This is a genomic window from Microcella indica (assembly GCF_013414345.1).
GTDB classification, from domain to species: Bacteria; Actinomycetota; Actinomycetes; order Actinomycetales; family Microbacteriaceae; genus Microcella; species Microcella indica.
In genome coordinates this window covers 804,858-820,280 of sequence record NZ_CP058670.1, presented here as the reverse complement: position 1 = coordinate 820,280, position 15,423 = coordinate 804,858, and the positions used below count along the sequence as shown (strand labels likewise).

General features: G+C 65.0%; 16 protein-coding genes and 1 other RNA gene. 1 reads left to right on the top strand and 16 read right to left on the bottom strand.

Annotated elements, in window-relative coordinates; translation table 11 throughout:
• From HUJ41_RS04055 to HUJ41_RS04015, 9 genes are all read right to left on the bottom strand, one after another.
• Positions 1 to 771 carry an enoyl-CoA hydratase/isomerase family protein gene (locus tag HUJ41_RS04055; RefSeq protein ID WP_179873860.1) on the bottom strand — a complete coding sequence of 257 codons (771 nt, stop codon included), beginning with the start codon at positions 769 to 771 and terminating at the stop codon, positions 1 to 3.
• 1 nt (position 772) lies between these two features.
• Positions 773 to 1,741, bottom strand: coding sequence for an enoyl-CoA hydratase-related protein (locus HUJ41_RS04050; protein ID WP_246299316.1), 969 nt, complete (start codon positions 1,739 to 1,741; stop codon positions 773 to 775).
• Positions 1,638 to 2,501 carry a 3-hydroxyacyl-CoA dehydrogenase family protein gene (locus tag HUJ41_RS04045; protein ID WP_179873446.1) on the bottom strand — a complete coding sequence of 288 codons (864 nt, stop codon included), beginning with the start codon at positions 2,499 to 2,501 and terminating at the stop codon, positions 1,638 to 1,640. Before HUJ41_RS04045 ends, HUJ41_RS04050 begins: the two co-directional genes overlap by 104 nt.
• Before the next feature lie 68 nt (positions 2,502 to 2,569).
• The gene (locus HUJ41_RS04040) at positions 2,570 to 3,661 is read right to left on the bottom strand and encodes an ABC transporter ATP-binding protein (RefSeq protein WP_179873445.1); all 1,092 of its coding nucleotides are present in this window, start codon (positions 3,659 to 3,661) and stop codon (positions 2,570 to 2,572) included.
• Entirely contained in the window at positions 3,658 to 4,683 is a 1,026-nt protein-coding gene (locus HUJ41_RS04035; protein ID WP_218925641.1) for an ABC transporter ATP-binding protein, read from the bottom strand. Before HUJ41_RS04035 ends, HUJ41_RS04040 begins: the two co-directional genes overlap by 4 nt.
• A gap of 5 nt (positions 4,684 to 4,688) precedes the next feature.
• On the bottom strand, positions 4,689 to 5,573 hold the full coding sequence (locus tag HUJ41_RS04030) for an ABC transporter permease (RefSeq protein WP_179873443.1): 885 nt from the start codon (positions 5,571 to 5,573) through the stop codon (positions 4,689 to 4,691).
• A complete protein-coding gene (locus tag HUJ41_RS04025) occupies positions 5,570 to 6,517 on the bottom strand; it encodes an ABC transporter permease (RefSeq protein ID WP_179873442.1) in 948 nt (315 codons plus the stop codon). Before HUJ41_RS04025 ends, HUJ41_RS04030 begins: the two co-directional genes overlap by 4 nt.
• 130 nt (positions 6,518 to 6,647) lie before the next feature.
• Positions 6,648 to 8,195 (bottom strand): ABC transporter substrate-binding protein, encoded by a 1,548-nt coding sequence (locus HUJ41_RS04020; protein WP_218925640.1) that lies wholly within the window; start codon positions 8,193 to 8,195, stop codon positions 6,648 to 6,650.
• Between the two features lie 113 nt (positions 8,196 to 8,308).
• Positions 8,309 to 8,575, bottom strand: a complete 267-nt coding sequence (locus HUJ41_RS04015; RefSeq protein WP_179873440.1) for a hypothetical protein — start codon at positions 8,573 to 8,575, stop codon at positions 8,309 to 8,311.
• A 224-nt stretch (positions 8,576 to 8,799) separates the two neighbouring features.
• Between HUJ41_RS04015 and HUJ41_RS04010 the strand changes: the two genes are divergently transcribed.
• On the top strand, positions 8,800 to 9,438 hold the full coding sequence (locus HUJ41_RS04010; protein WP_179873439.1) for a hypothetical protein: 639 nt from the start codon (positions 8,800 to 8,802) through the stop codon (positions 9,436 to 9,438).
• Positions 9,439 to 9,472: 34 nt separating this feature from the next.
• On the opposite strand, the gene HUJ41_RS04005 is transcribed toward HUJ41_RS04010, so the two are convergent.
• The 7 genes from HUJ41_RS04005 to prfB form a co-directional block, all read right to left on the bottom strand.
• Positions 9,473 to 9,847, bottom strand: coding sequence for a YccF domain-containing protein (locus HUJ41_RS04005; protein WP_179873438.1), 375 nt, complete (start codon positions 9,845 to 9,847; stop codon positions 9,473 to 9,475).
• 60 nt (positions 9,848 to 9,907) lie between these two features.
• Positions 9,908 to 10,279: a transfer-messenger RNA gene (gene ssrA, locus HUJ41_RS04000) on the bottom strand.
• A 178-nt stretch (positions 10,280 to 10,457) separates the two neighbouring features.
• A complete protein-coding gene (locus tag HUJ41_RS03995) occupies positions 10,458 to 11,948 on the bottom strand; it encodes an MFS transporter (protein WP_246299312.1) in 1,491 nt (496 codons plus the stop codon).
• Positions 11,949 to 11,999: 51 nt separating this feature from the next.
• Positions 12,000 to 12,476, bottom strand: a complete 477-nt coding sequence (smpB, locus tag HUJ41_RS03990; protein ID WP_179873857.1) for an SsrA-binding protein SmpB — start codon at positions 12,474 to 12,476, stop codon at positions 12,000 to 12,002.
• A gap of 89 nt (positions 12,477 to 12,565) precedes the next feature.
• Entirely contained in the window at positions 12,566 to 13,480 is a 915-nt protein-coding gene (ftsX, locus tag HUJ41_RS03985) for a permease-like cell division protein FtsX (RefSeq protein WP_179873437.1), read from the bottom strand.
• Positions 13,477 to 14,229: a cell division ATP-binding protein FtsE gene (gene ftsE / locus HUJ41_RS03980; protein WP_179873436.1), complete on the bottom strand. Its 753-nt coding sequence runs from the start codon at positions 14,227 to 14,229 to the stop codon at positions 13,477 to 13,479. Before ftsE ends, ftsX begins: the two co-directional genes overlap by 4 nt.
• A 75-nt stretch (positions 14,230 to 14,304) precedes the next feature.
• Positions 14,305 to 15,414, bottom strand: coding sequence for a peptide chain release factor 2 (gene prfB / locus HUJ41_RS03975; protein ID WP_179873435.1), 1,110 nt, complete (start codon positions 15,412 to 15,414; stop codon positions 14,305 to 14,307).
• Positions 15,415 to 15,423 lie beyond the last annotated feature (9 nt).

Here is a 15,423-nt window from a genome sequence, read left to right as displayed (position 1 = left end):
TCACCTTGCTTCGAACCGCGGCGGACGCTTCTCGGCGAAGGCTCGCGGCCCCTCCGCTGCGTCGGACGTCGCGAACAGTTTCTTGCTCAGTTTCTGCTCAAGAGCGAGAGCTTCGTCGAGCGGCAGGCCAGCTCCCTCGTCGACCGCCTTCTTCGCCGCTCGAACCGCGAGCGGGCCATTGGCCGCGATCGCCTCGGCGAGCTGCAGGGCGCGCGACATGAGATCCGCCGACGGTACAACTGCGTTGACCAGACCGAGCTCGTAGGCTCGCGCGGCCGAGATCGGCACGCCCGTCATGAGCATTTCCAGCGCGATTGCACGAGGAATCTCGCGAGCCAGACGCTGGGTCCCCCCACCTCCGGGCAGCAACCCCCACTTCGCCTCCGTCAACCCGAGCTGGGAGTTGTCGGCCGCGATACGCAGATCGCACGCAAGGACCATCTCCAGCCCACCGCCATACGCCGCGCCGTTCACAGCGGCGACGATGGGCTTGTCCGTATAGAAGTCCCGGGTGATGAAACCGAATGGTGGCGCTGTGTATGCGGGGTCGGCGCGCTCCGCTGGATCCATCTCTTTGAGGTCTGCACCGGCGCTGAACGCTCTGTCTCCCGCCCCGGTCAGCACCGCGACTCGCGCGCCGTCGTCCGAGGCGAATCCGGTGAATGCCTCCTCGAGACCTGCCCTCGTCTCCCGGTTGATCGCGTTGCGGGCCTCAGGGCGATCGATGGTGATGATCCGGACAAAGCCCTCTGACTCTACTCGGACGGACACGCTAGCTCGCGCTCGTGTAGAGCTCGGGGACGTCGCGCCGGAACTTGTTGAAGTCGGGCTTGCGCTTCTCAAGGAATGCCTTTGTGCCCTCCATCTGCTCCTCGGAACCGAGGTAGTTCGGCGCGAGCATGCGCTGCACAGAGAAGGTGGGATTGCGCAGGTTGTCCAGTGCACCCTCAAACGACGCCTTGTTCACGCGCAAGCACGTGGGGCTCTTCGCCAGGATTTCCTGGCACCACTGGTCGACTTCTTCGTCGAGCTTGTCATACGGCACGACCGCGTTGACGAGGCCCCAATCGAGCATTTGCGCGGCGGTGTACTTGCGGTTGAGGAACCACATCTCTCGAGCGCGCTTGTGCCCAATGATGGTCGACAGGCGAGCGACCGTGAAGCCGTCGGCTGGACTGCCGACCGACGGACCGTTCTGACCGAAGATGGCGTGATCGGCGGCGATCGTGAGGTCGCACGCATATGCCATGTGGTTGCCGCCGCCGATCGAGTAGCCGTTCACTCGCGCGATCACAGGCTTGAGGCAGCATCGGATGGCGTTGTGGATGTCAGGGAAGTAGTCATACGTGGCTTCGAGGCCGCCCTCGTCCTCCCACTTGACGTCGCCGCCCGCGCAGAACGCGCGGTCACCGGCCCCGGTGATCACGACCACGCCTACCTCACCGTCGAACGACGCGTCCTGGATAGCGAGCACCAGCTCGCGCATGGTGTGGTTGGTGTAGGCGTTGAGGGACTTGGGCCGGTTGATCGTAATCCGGGCGACGTGGTCAGCTTTCTCGTAGATGATGTCGGTGAATTCAGATGTGGCAACCATGACGTGATTCTCCTTCGGATCGGTGTTGTCTCGGGGTCTTTGCTCAGTCGGTGGGGTAGTCGTACCAGCCGCCGCCGGTCTTCCGACCGAGTCGGCCAGCCGCAACTCGGGAAACGAGGCTGGGCGGCGGCGCGAAACGCTCGCCATAGGCCTCGCGCAAATTTCGCGAGCCCTGGAGTGCGATGTCGAGGCCGTTGTAATCGTTGAGCTCGAACTGACCCATCGGGTGATTGAAGGCCAAACGCATGGCCTTGTCGAGGTCCTCCATCGAGGCGATACCCTCCTCATAGATCCGAATGCACTCCAGCCGCAACGCCATGATCGCTCGGGTGGTGATGAAACCTGGCGCATCACGCTGGCAGACGACACTCTCCTTGCCGAGCTGCTCAGCGAGCGCGACCGTGCGATCGAGCATCTCGTCCGACGTGAGCGTGCCGCGAATGATCTCGACGAGGCGCATCATCACAGGTGGATTGAAGAAGTGCATCCCGACCACCCGCTCAGGGTGGCTGGTCACCGAGGCGATGGCTGTGATGCTGAGCTGGCTGGTATTCGTGGCGAGAAGCGTCGACTCGTCGGCTCGACTGTCGAGATCGGCGAACACCTTCTGCTTGAGCTCGAGCACTTCAGGAACGGCCTCCACGACGACATCCGCGCCCGAGACCGCCTTGTCGAGGTCGTTGACGAATGACATCCGGCCGAGAATATTGTCGGATTGCTCCTGGCTAATCGAGCCCTTCTTGACGAAACGGTCAAGACTCGTGCGGACTCCCGAACGTGCCCGGTCCAAGGCCGCGGAATCGACGTCGAACACGCGCACGTCAATGGCCTGCATGGCGGCGAGTTGTCCAATACCGTGTCCCATCGTGCCCGAGCCGACGACGGCCAGTGTCTTCACGGATGTCATATCTTCTCCTTCGAGGCGATTATATCTTATTATAATATACTACAAAATAAGGATTGCCTAGTACACTGCTAGGCGCTCTCCGTTGGCGCCTCGCGAGGCGCAGTGCGCATCAGTTCCAACGGGACCGGTCGGCCCGCAAGCTTGGGTCCGCTCGTCTGGAGGTGACACGCGACCGTGCCACCTCCGTCGACGGGGGTGTGCTCCGGCCGGATGACGTGGCACGGTTCGAAGGCAGCTGGGCAACGAGACACGAACGGACACCCCGCCGGTCGCTGGGACGGGCTGGGGGGATCGCCCTGCAGCAACACCTTCGCCCGGGCACGACCGTGCGAAGGCTTCGCCTCCGGGACGGCTGAGAGCAAAGCGGCTGTGTACGGATGTGCGGGGCTGTCGACGACGCGATCTGCTGGCCCGAACTCGACGATCTGACCGAGATACATCACGGCGATGTCGCGACTCACATGTCGCACGACCGACAAGTCGTGCGAGATGAACAGGATGGTGACACCGAACTCCTGTTGCAGCTCAAGCAGCAGGTTGAGGATCTGCGACTGAATCGAAATGTCAAGGGCACTCACGGCCTCGTCGCAGACAAGGATCTTCGGGTTCGGCGCCAGAGCGCGTGCGATGGCCACGCGCTGGCGCTGGCCCCCGGACAGCTCGTCAGGGAACCGCCGAGCGTGCGTAGCCGACAGACCGACGCTGACCAGGAGCCGTTCGACCTCGGCATCCAGGTCGTCGCCCTTCAGCTTCCGGTGGAACGCGACCGGCTCGCCGATGATGTCACCGATGCGCATTGTCGGGTTGAGCGAGGAGTAAGGGTCCTGGAACACCATCTGCATGGACCGGCGAGCACGACTCAAAGCCTTGCCACGCATCGCCGTCACGTCCGAACCGTCCAGCAGCACCTCGCCACTCGTGGTGCCCACCAGTCGCAGGAGCAACCGACCCACCGTCGACTTGCCCGAACCCGATTCACCCACCAATCCGAGGGTGCGGCCCGCGTGGAGGCTCAGGGTCACCTCGTCGACCGCACGCACCTGGCTGCGGCTGCGGCGGAACAGTGAAGAACGTCCGGCGAAGTCCTTCACGAGATTGAGACCCTCGAGCACTACGGGGCCCAACTCGTCCGAGCCGGCGGACGATTGCGTGGCCGTCATTCTCCTACTCCCGGCAAAGCGAGCTCCTCAGCGCGAACACATCGCACCGCACCGCCGTCGAGCCCACGCAGAGGTATCGGCTCCACATCACACCGTCCGTGCTGAACAAAATCACAACGGGCCGCGAAACGACAACCCGACGCGACATGACCGAGGGCTGGCGGAGATCCGCGAAGCACTGAGAGCTGCTGAAGTGGCGGCTGGTTCTCCGGTAGCGACTGCAGAAGCGCCGACGAGTAGGGGTGCCGCGGGCGGACGAAGAAGGGGTCTATGGGGGCCTGCTCGACGATCTGCCCGGCATACATGACCATTACCCGATCGCAGAATTCAGCGATAACCGCAAGATCGTGGCTGATGAGCACGATCGACATGTCCATTTCGGCACGCAACCGTCGGAGCAGATCAAGGATCTGCGCCTGCGTCGTGACGTCGAGTGCCGTCGTGGGCTCATCGGCGATGAGCAGACTCGGTCGGCAGGCGATTGCCATCGCGATGCACACTCTTTGTCGCAGACCTCCGGAAAGCTCATGCGGATAGGCATCGGCGCGTCGTTCGGGATCGGATATCTCGACAAGGCGGAAGTCCTCGATCACCTGAGCGCGAGCCTCGGCCCGACTGACACCGTTGTGCCGACGGATAACCTCAGCGACTTGATCGCCGACGCGGTATGCGGGATCAAGTGCCGTCATCGGCTCCTGGAAGATCATCCCCACCTGGCTGCCCCGGATCGCGCGCAGATCGCGCTCGGGCAGGGCGGTGACGTCGACCCCGTTGAACAAGATCCGACCTCCGCGCTGACGCGAGATGCGCTTCGGCACGAGACCGATGAGCGACATCGCCAACGTCGATTTGCCCGAACCCGACTCGCCGACCAGTCCAACGACCTCTCCTGCACCGACCGTCAGGCTGATGTCGTCGAGCACCGGTAGATACTCACGCCCAGGAGCGATGTCGAGCGAGAATCCCTCGACACTCAGTAGCGGTGCCGCGCCGGTTTTCGTCGCCGCGTCCGTGCGTTCCATCGTCGTCATCCTTCTCGACCTCCTGTTACCTCATCACGGAGCACGTCACCGAGCGTGTTGAACGCCAGAGACGTGAAGAAGATCACGAGTCCCGGCGCGAGCACGAGCCACGGTGCAATCTCGATGTACGCCTTGCTACCGCCGATCATCGACCCCCAGCTCGCGTCTGGTGGCTGAACGCCGAGACCCAGATAGCTCAGGCTGGACTCGATGATGAGAGTGAGACCGAGCATGAAGGAGATCTGGATGATGAGAGCCGGCCAGGCGTTGGGGAGCATGTGCGCCCAGATGACGCGATGTCTCGGAATTCCGGTCGATATGGCGGCTTCGACAAACGTCTCGCTACGAACGAAGAGGATCTGCCCGCGCACAATTCGCAGGAATCTAGGCGCATAAGCGATACCGACGGCGAGCATCGCATTACCCAGACCTGGGCCGAGGATGGCGACGATGGCGAGTGCGAGGAAGAGCGATGGGAAGCTCAGCAGCACGTCCGCGATGCGCGTCACGATCGTGTCGAACCAGCCGCCGAGGTAACCCGCTAGGACACCCGGCAGCACGCCGAAGACTAAACCGATCCCGACCGCTTGGAACGTCGCTGAGAGCGACACCCGCCCGGCGACGAGAAGCCGTGAAAACACGTCCCGTCCCAAGTCATCGGTTCCGAGCACGTGCTCGAAGTTCGGCGCCTGGAGGACGCCGCGCAGGTCGTTCTGGTTCGGATCGAAGGGCGTGATCCATGGGCCCAGCAGCGAGATCACCGCGAGAACTACGAGGAAGATGATGCTCGCCAATCCCGCGGGCCGCGCGATGATGCGGCGAGCGAGACCTCGACGACGCCGAGAGGACTCCACGGGAATGACCGCAGTGGCCGGGGATGGGGGGGTCATTGGACTCTCACCTTCGGGTTGATCAACGCATAGGCGAGATCGGTCAAGAAGCTCGCCACCACCACGAGCAGCACGGTGAAGAGAATCACGCCCTGCAGAACCTGAATGTCACGCGAGAAAACGGCCTGTACCATCTGGCTGCCGATACCCGGTAGGTCGAAGACGGCTTCCACCACGACTGCGGAACCTATGGCGATCGGCACCTGCAGCCCGAGTGTGGTCACTGCCGGACCGAGCGCTGATCGCAGCGCGTGCTTCCCGACGACGCTCACTTCGGACAGGCCAACCGAGCGCATGGTGCGCACGTAATCGCGACGAAGATGGTCACCGAGCGACGCCCGCAACTGGCGGGTCAACTCTGCCGCCAGTGCGTGGCCCAAGGTGATGGCGGGCAGCAGCAAATGAAGGAACCACTGCCCAGGATTTTCAGTGATCGAAACATAGCCTGTGGCGGGCAACCATCCTAGCGTCAGGCTAAACAAGAGCACCAACAAGATGGCGAACCAGAAGTTGGGGATGGCTATACCCGACGTCGCGATGGCGAGGGAAACGCGGTCAGCCACACCGTTGGGGTGCAGTGCCGCGACGATACCGAGGGGAAGCGCGATGAGAAGCGCGACAAGGAAGCTGAGCAGGACGAGACTGAGGGTGACGGGCACCTTGCGCATCAGGATGTCGGTGACCGGTTCGTTCGTGCTGAACGAAATCCCGAGGTTGCCCGTCGCGGCATTGACGACGAAGTCGAAGAACCGTGTCACGAGGGGTTTGTCGAGCCCGAGCTGCTCGCGGTACTGGGCGATCAGCTCTGGTGTCGCCGACTCGCCTCCCGCTCGTGCGATCGCGGCGTCACCCGGGAGCAGCGAGGTGAGCACGAAGACGACGAGTGCAGCAATGAGCATTTGCGGGATGAGTGCGAGGAGGCGGCGGATGATGAAACTCAGCATGACCTTGCCGATCGGAAGAGTCCTTCGGTATTACGCGTCATTGCGGTTTCCTCGATTCCACCGCCCCCTCGATGGGACGGCCATGTTCCACTGGAGAGTCTGTGGTTCTCGGCCGGCGCCGTTGATCAGATCACTCGGCGGCGAGCACTCCTACGTTCAGGAAGTTGGCCTTGCCGGTCAAGTCCGTCGAGTATCCGACGACGTTGTCCCTGATGACCGTGGTCACGCCGGGGAACATCAGCGGGATCATCCGAGAATCCTTCATGATCAGTTCCGACGCCTCGCGGAACAGTTGCCCGCGCTCATCCTGGTCGCCACTAGCTCGCGCCTGGTCGAGCAAGTCGGCCAGTTCCGGATCAGTGATCTTCGAAGGATTGTTGAGACCGGACGGCCCGAACAGGTTGTCTAGCGTCTGCGACGGGTCGGCGCGACCTCCCCACGGTGTGACGTAGGCGGCAACGGCGTTCTGGTAGTAGAACGCGTCGAGTAGCGCCGGACCCTCCATGGTGATGATGTTGGTCTCAATTCCGACCTCGGCGAGCATTCCGGCGACCGCCTGAGTTGCCTGAACACGGAAGGGCTGCGAGTTCGTCTGAAAGTCGAATGAGAAGCCGTCGGGATAGCCTGCCTCAGCCAGCAGCTCACGAGCCTTGTCCGGGTCGTAGGGGTACATCTCCTCGAGTTCAGGATCGTTGGCGAAGTATCCCGGCGGGAAGGGCTGCCACGCAATGATGCCGGTGCCGCGGTAGATGCCCTCGAGAAGTGCCTCGCGATCGATCGCGTAGTTGATCGCCTCGCGGACACGCGGATCGTCGAAGGGCGGGATTGAAATGTTCAACCCGAGGTGGTCGATCGCCAACGCCGGGTCGGTGCGCACTTCGAGACTCGAGTCCGCGGATGCGAGCTGGACCTGTGCGGCAGAGATCTGCGCGACATCGACCTCGCCCGCGCGGATCGCGTTAAGGCGGGTGTCGTCGTCGTCGATCAACCGGATCGTGAGCGAGGCAAGGAGCACCGAGTCGGGGTCGTAGTAGTCATCGAACCGCTCGACCGTGAGGTGGTCTCCGGGTGCGTAATCGACGGACTTCCACGGCCCCGCGCCGACAGGCTCGATGGCGAGGTTTGTGCCGTCGTCGAACGCCGTCGGGGAGATGATCATGCCGCTACGATCCGCGAGCTTCGCCGGCAACGCAGCGTCGGGCGCCGACAGCTCGATCGCCACAGTTCGGTCATCGGTTGCCTCCACCGCACTCACGGTGGACAGGTCGCCCTTCACGCTCGAGGTCTCGAGGTTCATGGCTCGTTCCAGGTTGGCAACGACAGCGTCAGCGTCCAACGTCGTGCCGTCGTGGAATGTCAACCCTTCGCGCAACGTGAGAGTCAACGCATCCTCCGTGAGCTCCCACGTCTCGGCGAGCCCGGGCGCCACCGAGCCGTCATCGTTGTAGCTCAAGACGCTCGCGTACACAGGGAGCAGCCAGGGCAGGTCCTGGGACGAGGTGCCCTCATGCGGGTCGAGACTGGTTGCCGGTTCGAAGTAGCCGAACGTGAGGCTCCCATTCGGATCGATGTCTTGCTCAGGTCCCTCGGTCGCCGCGGGGCCGCAAGCCGTCAACACTAAGGCGGCAAGAGCCACCGTCGCCGTCGATGTAAAGCGGCGCAATCGCCGCGGACTCATGTCATTCATCATCGAACTCCTGGTTGTAGGGGATGCCGAGACAACATCGTCGCGGCCCGTCCAGCATAATCTGATAAGAGTAAACCATGTCAAGGGTTCCGATCACAATCGGGTCAATTTCCGCGATCGGCGACGGCATGTGGGTGATCGAGCAGGCCGACCTCGGCGAATCGAACGTCGCCTTCACCAACTGCTACGTGCTCGAGGACACCGCGGGCGATGTTCACCTCATCGATCCCGGTGAGAAGCAATGCGTCGACGTAGGGGGCCTGCTCGAGCGGACCGCCCGCGGCGCGAGCGAGCAGCACCGAGAGGTACACGATGAACGTGATGATGCCGACGATGAGGCCGACCCACGCTCCCTTTTCTTCATACGCCACGAGGCGCTCCTTCACTGAGGGGGAATGTCAGGTTTTCTCGACACTCTGACAGTAAAGGATGCTCAACATCGTGTAAATCTTTATTGACAGAAATCCCGTGGCGATCCTGCGTCTCGGCCGGGCGACACGGTTGTCGGGGATCGAGCGCTCATGGTATTTTCCTGGGGCAAGCTCGGGTTCGTGGTCTTCGCGACGGTCACGCACCGTGACGAACGGAGTGGACCATGAAACGGCGCGATCGCCCAGCACCGGGCATCCTCTTGGCCTCGGTGCTCGTCGCCGCTCTCGCCGCCTGCGCGCCGCCCGATCCCGGCTCCGAAGACGAGCCTGCGGACGGCCCTGAGGACTCGGTCGTCGACGAGGCGGGCGAGGAGGCACCCGAGGAGGACAGCGGCGACGCACCGCAAGGCGATGCCGACTGCCTCGCCTCCAGCTGGTTGCTCGACAACGAGTCGTGGCGGCTCATGCTCGCACCACTCGCCCAGCAGTCGGGAGGCACGCTCGAGTCGGTGACGGGCGAGCTCGTGCTTGATTTGAGCGAGGACGGCACGTACAGCAGCTCGTACACCAACTGGGCCGTCACGACGAGGGTCGACGGGGGCAGTGCCGTGATCGAGCGCAACGGCGTCGACTCAGGAATCTGGGCCCACGACTCCTCGCTCGGCACGCTCGAACTCATCGAGTACGAGCTCGGCTCCCAGATCGAGGGATACATCGAGGACCCAGTCAACGGTCGCACCCCGCTTCCGGCGACCGGAACCGACGACTCGGCCTCGCTCGAGAACGTCGAGTACATCTGCGGCAGCGAAGACCTCCTCATCACCCTCGAGCTCGGCACGGTCTTCTTCACACCGCTGCCCTGATCGCAGCGAGGCACCGGCCGGCTCGGCGCACGCGTCAACCGATGTCGACGATGCGCTTGCCGAGCGGCAGCAGCGCCACGGGCACCATCTTGATGTTCGCGATCGCGAAAGGGATGCCGATGATCGTGATCGCGAGCGGAATCGCCGTGATGATGTGGCTCAGCGCCACCCACCAGCCGGCCAGCACGACCCAGATGATGTTGCCGATGAGGGCCCAGAACCCCGAGGTCGGCGTCTCCACCACGCGCTTGCCGAACGGCCACAGCGAGTAGACGCCGATACGAGCGGCGGCGATGCCCCACGGGATCGTCACGATGAGCACGAACATGATGACCGCTGCGAGCATCCAGCCGAGAAACAGCCAGAAGCCGGAGAGCACGAGCCAGATGACGTTGAGAAGGGTGCGCATGCGCACAGTCTGACATCGCGCGGCGCGAGCGGAGCATCCTCAGCGCGTGACAGCGGCCGGTGGTGGAGATGGGGGGAATTGAACCCCCGTCCACTGCTGTGATTCGAAGTCTTCTACGGGCGTAGTCTGCGGAAAGCGTTCTACTCGGCTCCGACCTTTGTCGCAGACACCTAGGTCGACGAGCCCAGCCTCAGTTGAAGTCCCACGTGCTCCTGAGACGCAGGCACGCAGCAAGTCTCCTCAATGACGCCAGCGACCGGGGCGGAGACGTACCCGGGCTGACGGACTATCTACTCTGCCTTAGGCGGCGAGAGCGAAGTCGGTGCGCTTGGAATCGGCACCTGTTGGTTACAGAGATCGTTAACGAGATAACTCTGCATCCTCGACCCGCTTCTCTTCGTCTCGCAGGCAATGTCGAAACCGATCATCCCCATGCGTCACTGCCGAGCACCCGAGGGTGCCGAGAGAGGGTCGCTGTCACGCGCTGTGGAGTTGAGAACGTGCGGCCGGTCACCCAGCGCACTCGAACGTCGTTGCCGACGTAGCCCTTCAGTATACGGGATGCTCGGGGCAGGAGCCAGACCGGTGCGTCGACTCTGCCCTGTGCCGGCTAGGTCGTGCGCGCGTCCTCGAGCGTGTTCATGGCACCCACGCTCCGCGCGCGCAGGTCGGCCAGGGCGAACCCGAGCGCAATGGCGATGAAGCCGAGGATGACGAGAGCCGCGTGCAGATAGGCGTCCTGGTAGACGACGATCTCGGTCTCGGTTCCCGTCTCGGCGTAGACCGTCACGTAGAACGCCGCGGTCGCCGCCGCGAGGCCGACAGCCGTGCCGACCCTCTGCCCGACCTGCTGAATCGAGCCCGCGACACCGCCCGACGTGACCGGAATGTCAGCGAGGGCCAGTGTCTGGTTCGGCGCGATGACGGCGCCGCCGCCCGTGCCCGCGATGCCCATGGCGATCGCGACCGCCCACGGTACGGCGGCGGCGGGCAGGACGAGAGCGGAGACGAGCACGAGGCCGAAGCCGACGAAGACGATGGCGAGACCCGTGACGACGAGCCCGCGGCCGTAGCGCTCGACGACGCGGCCCGAGTAGAACGAGCTGAGCGCCATCATGAGCGCGAAGGGGATCGTCACCATGCCCGCGAAGACCGCGGCGAGACCCTGCCCGAGCTGCAGGAAGAGGGTCAGGGTGAGGAACATCGACGGCATAGCAGCGAAGTACGCGACAGCGAGGAGGGTGCCGTTGCGGTAGCTCGTCACGCGGAAGAGGGCGAAATCGACGATGGCCGAGCGGCCGGATCGCGCGTAGCGCCGCTCCCACCACACGAAGGCGGCGCCCGAGAGGGCGAAGACGGCGAGCCATGCCCACCGGGCGGGGTCGTCGTCGGGGCCGCCGGTCGTGAGCACGAACGGCAGCATGAGGCTGAGCACGGCGACACCGAGGAGGGCCGTGCCGACGAGGTCGAGATCGCGCGAGCCGCTGCTCGCCGGCTGCGTGCGCGGCAGGAGCTTGTAGGCGAACGGGAAGAGCCCGATGACGAGCGGCACGTTCATCCAGAAGATGAGCCGCCACCCGAGGTCGTCGCCGCCGAGGTCGACGAAGAGCCCGCCGAGGGTCGGGCCGAAGGCCGTCGAGAGCCCGATGACGGCCCCGAAGACGCCGAAGGCGCGCCCGCGCGCCGGCCCCTGGAAGAGCTGCTGGATGAGGCCGAGCACCTGCGGCATGAGGAGACCGGCGGCGACGCCCTGCAGGATGCGCGAGCCCGCGAGCACCTCCACGGTGGGCGCGACCGCGCACAGGAGGCTCGCGATGAGGAAGACGACGAGGCCGAAGAGGAACATACGGCGACGCGAGTGCTGATCGCCGTAGCGGCCTGCTGGGACGAGGACGACGCCGAACGCGAGGATGTACCCGGCGATGATGATCTGGATCTCGGTCGGGCCCGCGCCGAAGGCATCCTCGATCGCCGGCACCCCCACGTTGACCTTCGACAGGTCGAGGATCGTGAGCGAGGCGACCGACACGGCGACGGCGAAGGCCCTCCAGCGGGTGCGATCATCCATCTCTGGCTCTGCTGCGCGCGCATCGTTCGTCACGAGGGTCCAGGCTACGCGCGCCCTACTGGGAGGCGGCGCCAGAGAGGCGCGCTACTCGCCGCGGATGTTGCGCAGTCGCATGGCGCGCTCGGCCTCGCGCTTGTCCTGCTTCTCACGCAGCGCGTGACGCTTGTCGTACTCGCGCTTGCCCTTCGCCACGGCGAGTTCGACCTTGGCGCGACCGTCGCTGAAGTAGATGCTCAGCGGCACGAGCGTGTAGCCGCCCTCCTGAGTCTTCTGGCTGATCTTGATGATCTGGGCCTTGTGCAGCAGCATCTTGCGCTTGCGGCGGGGCGGGTGGTTGGTCCACGTGCCCTGCGTGTACTCGGGAATGTGCACGGCGTCGAGCCATGCCTCACCCCCGTCGATGAAGCCGTAGCCGTCCACGAGGCTCGCCCGCCCCATGCGCAACGACTTGACCTCGGTACCGCTCAGCACGAGACCGGCCTCGTAGGTGTCCTCGATCGTGTAGTCGTGGCGCGCCTTGCGGTTGGTCGCGACGACCTTCCTGCCCTGCTCCTTCGGCACGTCGCTCACCTCCCGTTCACGCCCGATGCGGATGCTCACCGCGCGTGTCGCGGCAGCCCTCCAGCATACCCGCGCCGATGCGGATTCGATCAGACGCGCAGGTAGCGCGTGATCGCGACGTTCGCCGACACTGCGGCGAGCAGCGCCCCCGCCACGAGCAGCACGGGTGCGACGAGCAGCGCCTCATCGAGCCCCACGAGGGACGTGAGAGGCAGCGCCTGCGTCAGGTAGCCCTGCACGAAGAACTCGACGATCGCGATGATCGCGACCCCCGCGAGGGCCGAGCCGATGAGCGCGGCGACGACGCCCTCGAGGATGAACGGCGTCTGGATGAACCGGTTGGACGCGCCGACGAGCCGCATGATGCCGAGCTCGCGGCGGCGCGAGAACGCGCTGAGCCGGATCGTCGTGGCGATGAGCAGCACGGCGGCGACGAGCATGAGCGCCGCGATGCCGACCGCCGTGATGCTCGAGGCGTTGAGCACGTCGAAGACGCCGTCGAGGTAGGCCCGCTCATCCTCGATGCTCTCGACGCCGGCGAGGCCGCCGAGCGCATCGACGAGGATCTGGCTCTGGTCGACGTCGACGAGGTCGACCCAGAAGGCGGGAGGCAGGAACTCGGGCGAGACGAGCTCGGCGGCCGCGGTGCCCGCGAACTGGTCCTGGAAGTTCGCGTACGCCTCCTCCTGCGTCTCGAAGTAGTACGTGTCGATGAACGGCGCGAGTGTCGCGGACTCCAGCTGCGCCTCCACCTGGGCGATCTGCTCGGGCGTCGCGGCCTGCTGCTCGCACCCGCCGATCGTCGCGAACTCCGTGCACAGGTACACGGCGACCTGAGCGCGGTCGAACCAGTACGACTTCATCTCGGTGATCTGCATCTGCAGCAGCATTGCGGCACCCACGAAGGTGAGGGAGATGAACGTCACGAGCACGACGGAGACGACCATGGAGAGGTTGCGGCGCAGCCCCTGGCCGACCTCGCTGAGGACGAGACCGAGCCTCATCGCGGCTCACCCGCCTGCGACACGCCCGACTGCGACTGGCCCGCGTGCGACAGCACGGGGTTCGCCTGCGTCTGGTACCCGCCGCCGCGCTCGTCGCGCACGATGCGGCCGCCGATGACCTCGATGACGCGACGTTGCAGGCGGTCGACGATGCCAGCGTCGTGCGTCGCCATGATGACGGTCGTGCCGTTGGCGTTGATGCGCTCGAGCAGGGTCATGATGCCCGCGCTCGTCGCCGGGTCGAGGTTGCCGGTGGGCTCGTCGGCGAGCATGATCGCGGGCTTGTTGACGAGCGCACGTGCGATGGCGACGCGCTGCTGCTCTCCGCCGGAGAGCTCGTGCGGAAACCGCCCCTCCTTGCCCTCGAGGCCGACCGTGCGCAGGGCATCGGGCACGGCCTCGTGGATGAATCCCTTGCTCTTGCCGATGACCTGCAGGGTGAAGGCGACGTTGGCGAAGACCGTCTTGTTGGGCAGCAGCCGGAAGTCTTGGAAGACGACACCGAGATTGCGGCGGAAGTACGGAACCTTGCGGCTCGAGATCGCGCCGAGGTCTTGCCCGAGCACATGGATGGACCCGCTCGTCGGCTTCTCCTCCTTGAGCACGAGGCGCAGGAAGGTCGACTTGCCCGAGCCGGAGGCGCCGACGAGGAACACGAACTCACCGCTGAGAATCTCGAGGCTGACGCCGTTGAGCGCCGGTCGAGCCGTCCCGCGGTACACCTTGGTGACCTCTTCGAAGCGAATCATCGCGATCAGAGTATGCGGGTGCCCCAGCGACGCCGCGGTGCGACACCCTGCCGCGTTGCCTTTCTCAGCCGGTGCTTACACCACGGGAGCGCGCTTGCGCCACTTGATGCCCGCGGCGATGAAGCCGTCGAGGTCTCCGTCGAAGACGGCCGAGGGATTGTTGACCTCGTACTCCGTGCGCAGGTCCTTGACCATCTGGTACGGCGCGAGGACGTAGGAGCGCATCTGGTCGCCCCAGCTCGCCGTGATCGTGCCGGCGAGCTCCTTCTTCGTCGCAGCCTCCTGCTCCTTCTGGAGGATGAGCAGGCGCGACTGCAGCACGCGCATCGCCGCGGCGCGGTTCTGGATCTGGCTCTTCTCGTTCTGCATCGAGACCACGAGACCGGTCGGCAGGTGGGTGATGCGCACCGCTGAGTCGGTCGTGTTGACGGACTGCCCGCCCGGCCCGGACGAGCGGAACACATCGACCCGGATGTCCGTCTCCGGCACCTCGATCGCCGCACTTTCCTCCAGCAGGGGAATGACCTCGACCGCGGCGAAGCTCGTCTGGCGCTTGCCCGCGGCGCCGAAGGGCGACATGCGCACGAGGCGGTGCGTGCCCGCCTCGACGCTCAGGGTGCCGAAGGCGTGGGGCGCATCCACCTCGAAGGTCGCGGACTTGATGCCCGCCTCCTCCGCGTAGGAGATGTCCATGACGGTCGTGGAGTAGTCGTGCTGCTCGGCCCAGCGCAGGTACATGCGCAGGAGCATGTCGGCGAAGTCGGCGGCGTCGACCCCTCCCGCTCCGGCGCGGATCGTGACGACCGCGGGGCGCGCGTCGTACTCGCCGTCGAGGAGGGTGCGCACCTCCATCTCGCCGAGGGTCTTCTCGATCGCCGTGAGCTCGGCGGCGCACTCGGCCGCGGCGTCCTCGTCGTCGGCCTCCTTCGCCATCTCGATGAGCACGTCGAGGTCGTCGAGTCGCTGCTGCAGGGCCTCGATGCGCTCGAGCTCGGTCTGGCGGTGGCTGAGATCGCTCGTGACCTTCTGCGCGTGAGTCGTGTCGTCCCACAGGTCGGGGGCGGAGGCCTGCTCGCTCAGCGCGGCGATCTCCGACTGCAGTCGGTCGACGTCGACGACGGCACGAATGTCGGCGAAGGTGCTGCGGGCGGCGCCGATGCGCTCAGAAAAGTCCAGGTCGATCATGTCTGCCCC

Excerpts from the sequence above, each read along its gene's own strand:
- HUJ41_RS04050 (WP_246299316.1), bottom strand. The coding sequence starts at position 1,741 with ATGGCGAGCGTTTCGCGCCGCCGCCCAGCCTCGTTTCCCGAGTTGCGG.
- HUJ41_RS04045 (WP_179873446.1), bottom strand. The coding sequence starts at position 2,501 with ATGACATCCGTGAAGACACTGGCCGTCGTCGGCTCGGGCACGATGGGA.
- HUJ41_RS04040 (WP_179873445.1), bottom strand. The coding sequence starts at position 3,661 with ATGACGGCCACGCAATCGTCCGCCGGCTCGGACGAGTTGGGCCCCGTA.
- HUJ41_RS04035 (WP_218925641.1), bottom strand. The coding sequence starts at position 4,683 with ATGGAACGCACGGACGCGGCGACGAAAACCGGCGCGGCACCGCTACTG.
- HUJ41_RS04030 (WP_179873443.1), bottom strand. The coding sequence starts at position 5,573 with ATGACCCCCCCATCCCCGGCCACTGCGGTCATTCCCGTGGAGTCCTCT.
- HUJ41_RS04025 (WP_179873442.1), bottom strand. The coding sequence starts at position 6,517 with ATGCTGAGTTTCATCATCCGCCGCCTCCTCGCACTCATCCCGCAAATG.
- HUJ41_RS04020 (WP_218925640.1), bottom strand. The coding sequence starts at position 8,195 with ATGAGTCCGCGGCGATTGCGCCGCTTTACATCGACGGCGACGGTGGCT.
- HUJ41_RS04010 (WP_179873439.1), top strand. The coding sequence starts at position 8,800 with ATGAAACGGCGCGATCGCCCAGCACCGGGCATCCTCTTGGCCTCGGTG.
- HUJ41_RS04005 (WP_179873438.1), bottom strand. The coding sequence starts at position 9,847 with ATGCGCACCCTTCTCAACGTCATCTGGCTCGTGCTCTCCGGCTTCTGG.
- ftsX (WP_179873437.1), bottom strand. The coding sequence starts at position 13,480 with ATGAGGCTCGGTCTCGTCCTCAGCGAGGTCGGCCAGGGGCTGCGCCGC.
- ftsE (WP_179873436.1), bottom strand. The coding sequence starts at position 14,229 with ATGATTCGCTTCGAAGAGGTCACCAAGGTGTACCGCGGGACGGCTCGA.
- prfB (WP_179873435.1), bottom strand. The coding sequence starts at position 15,414 with ATGATCGACCTGGACTTTTCTGAGCGCATCGGCGCCGCCCGCAGCACC.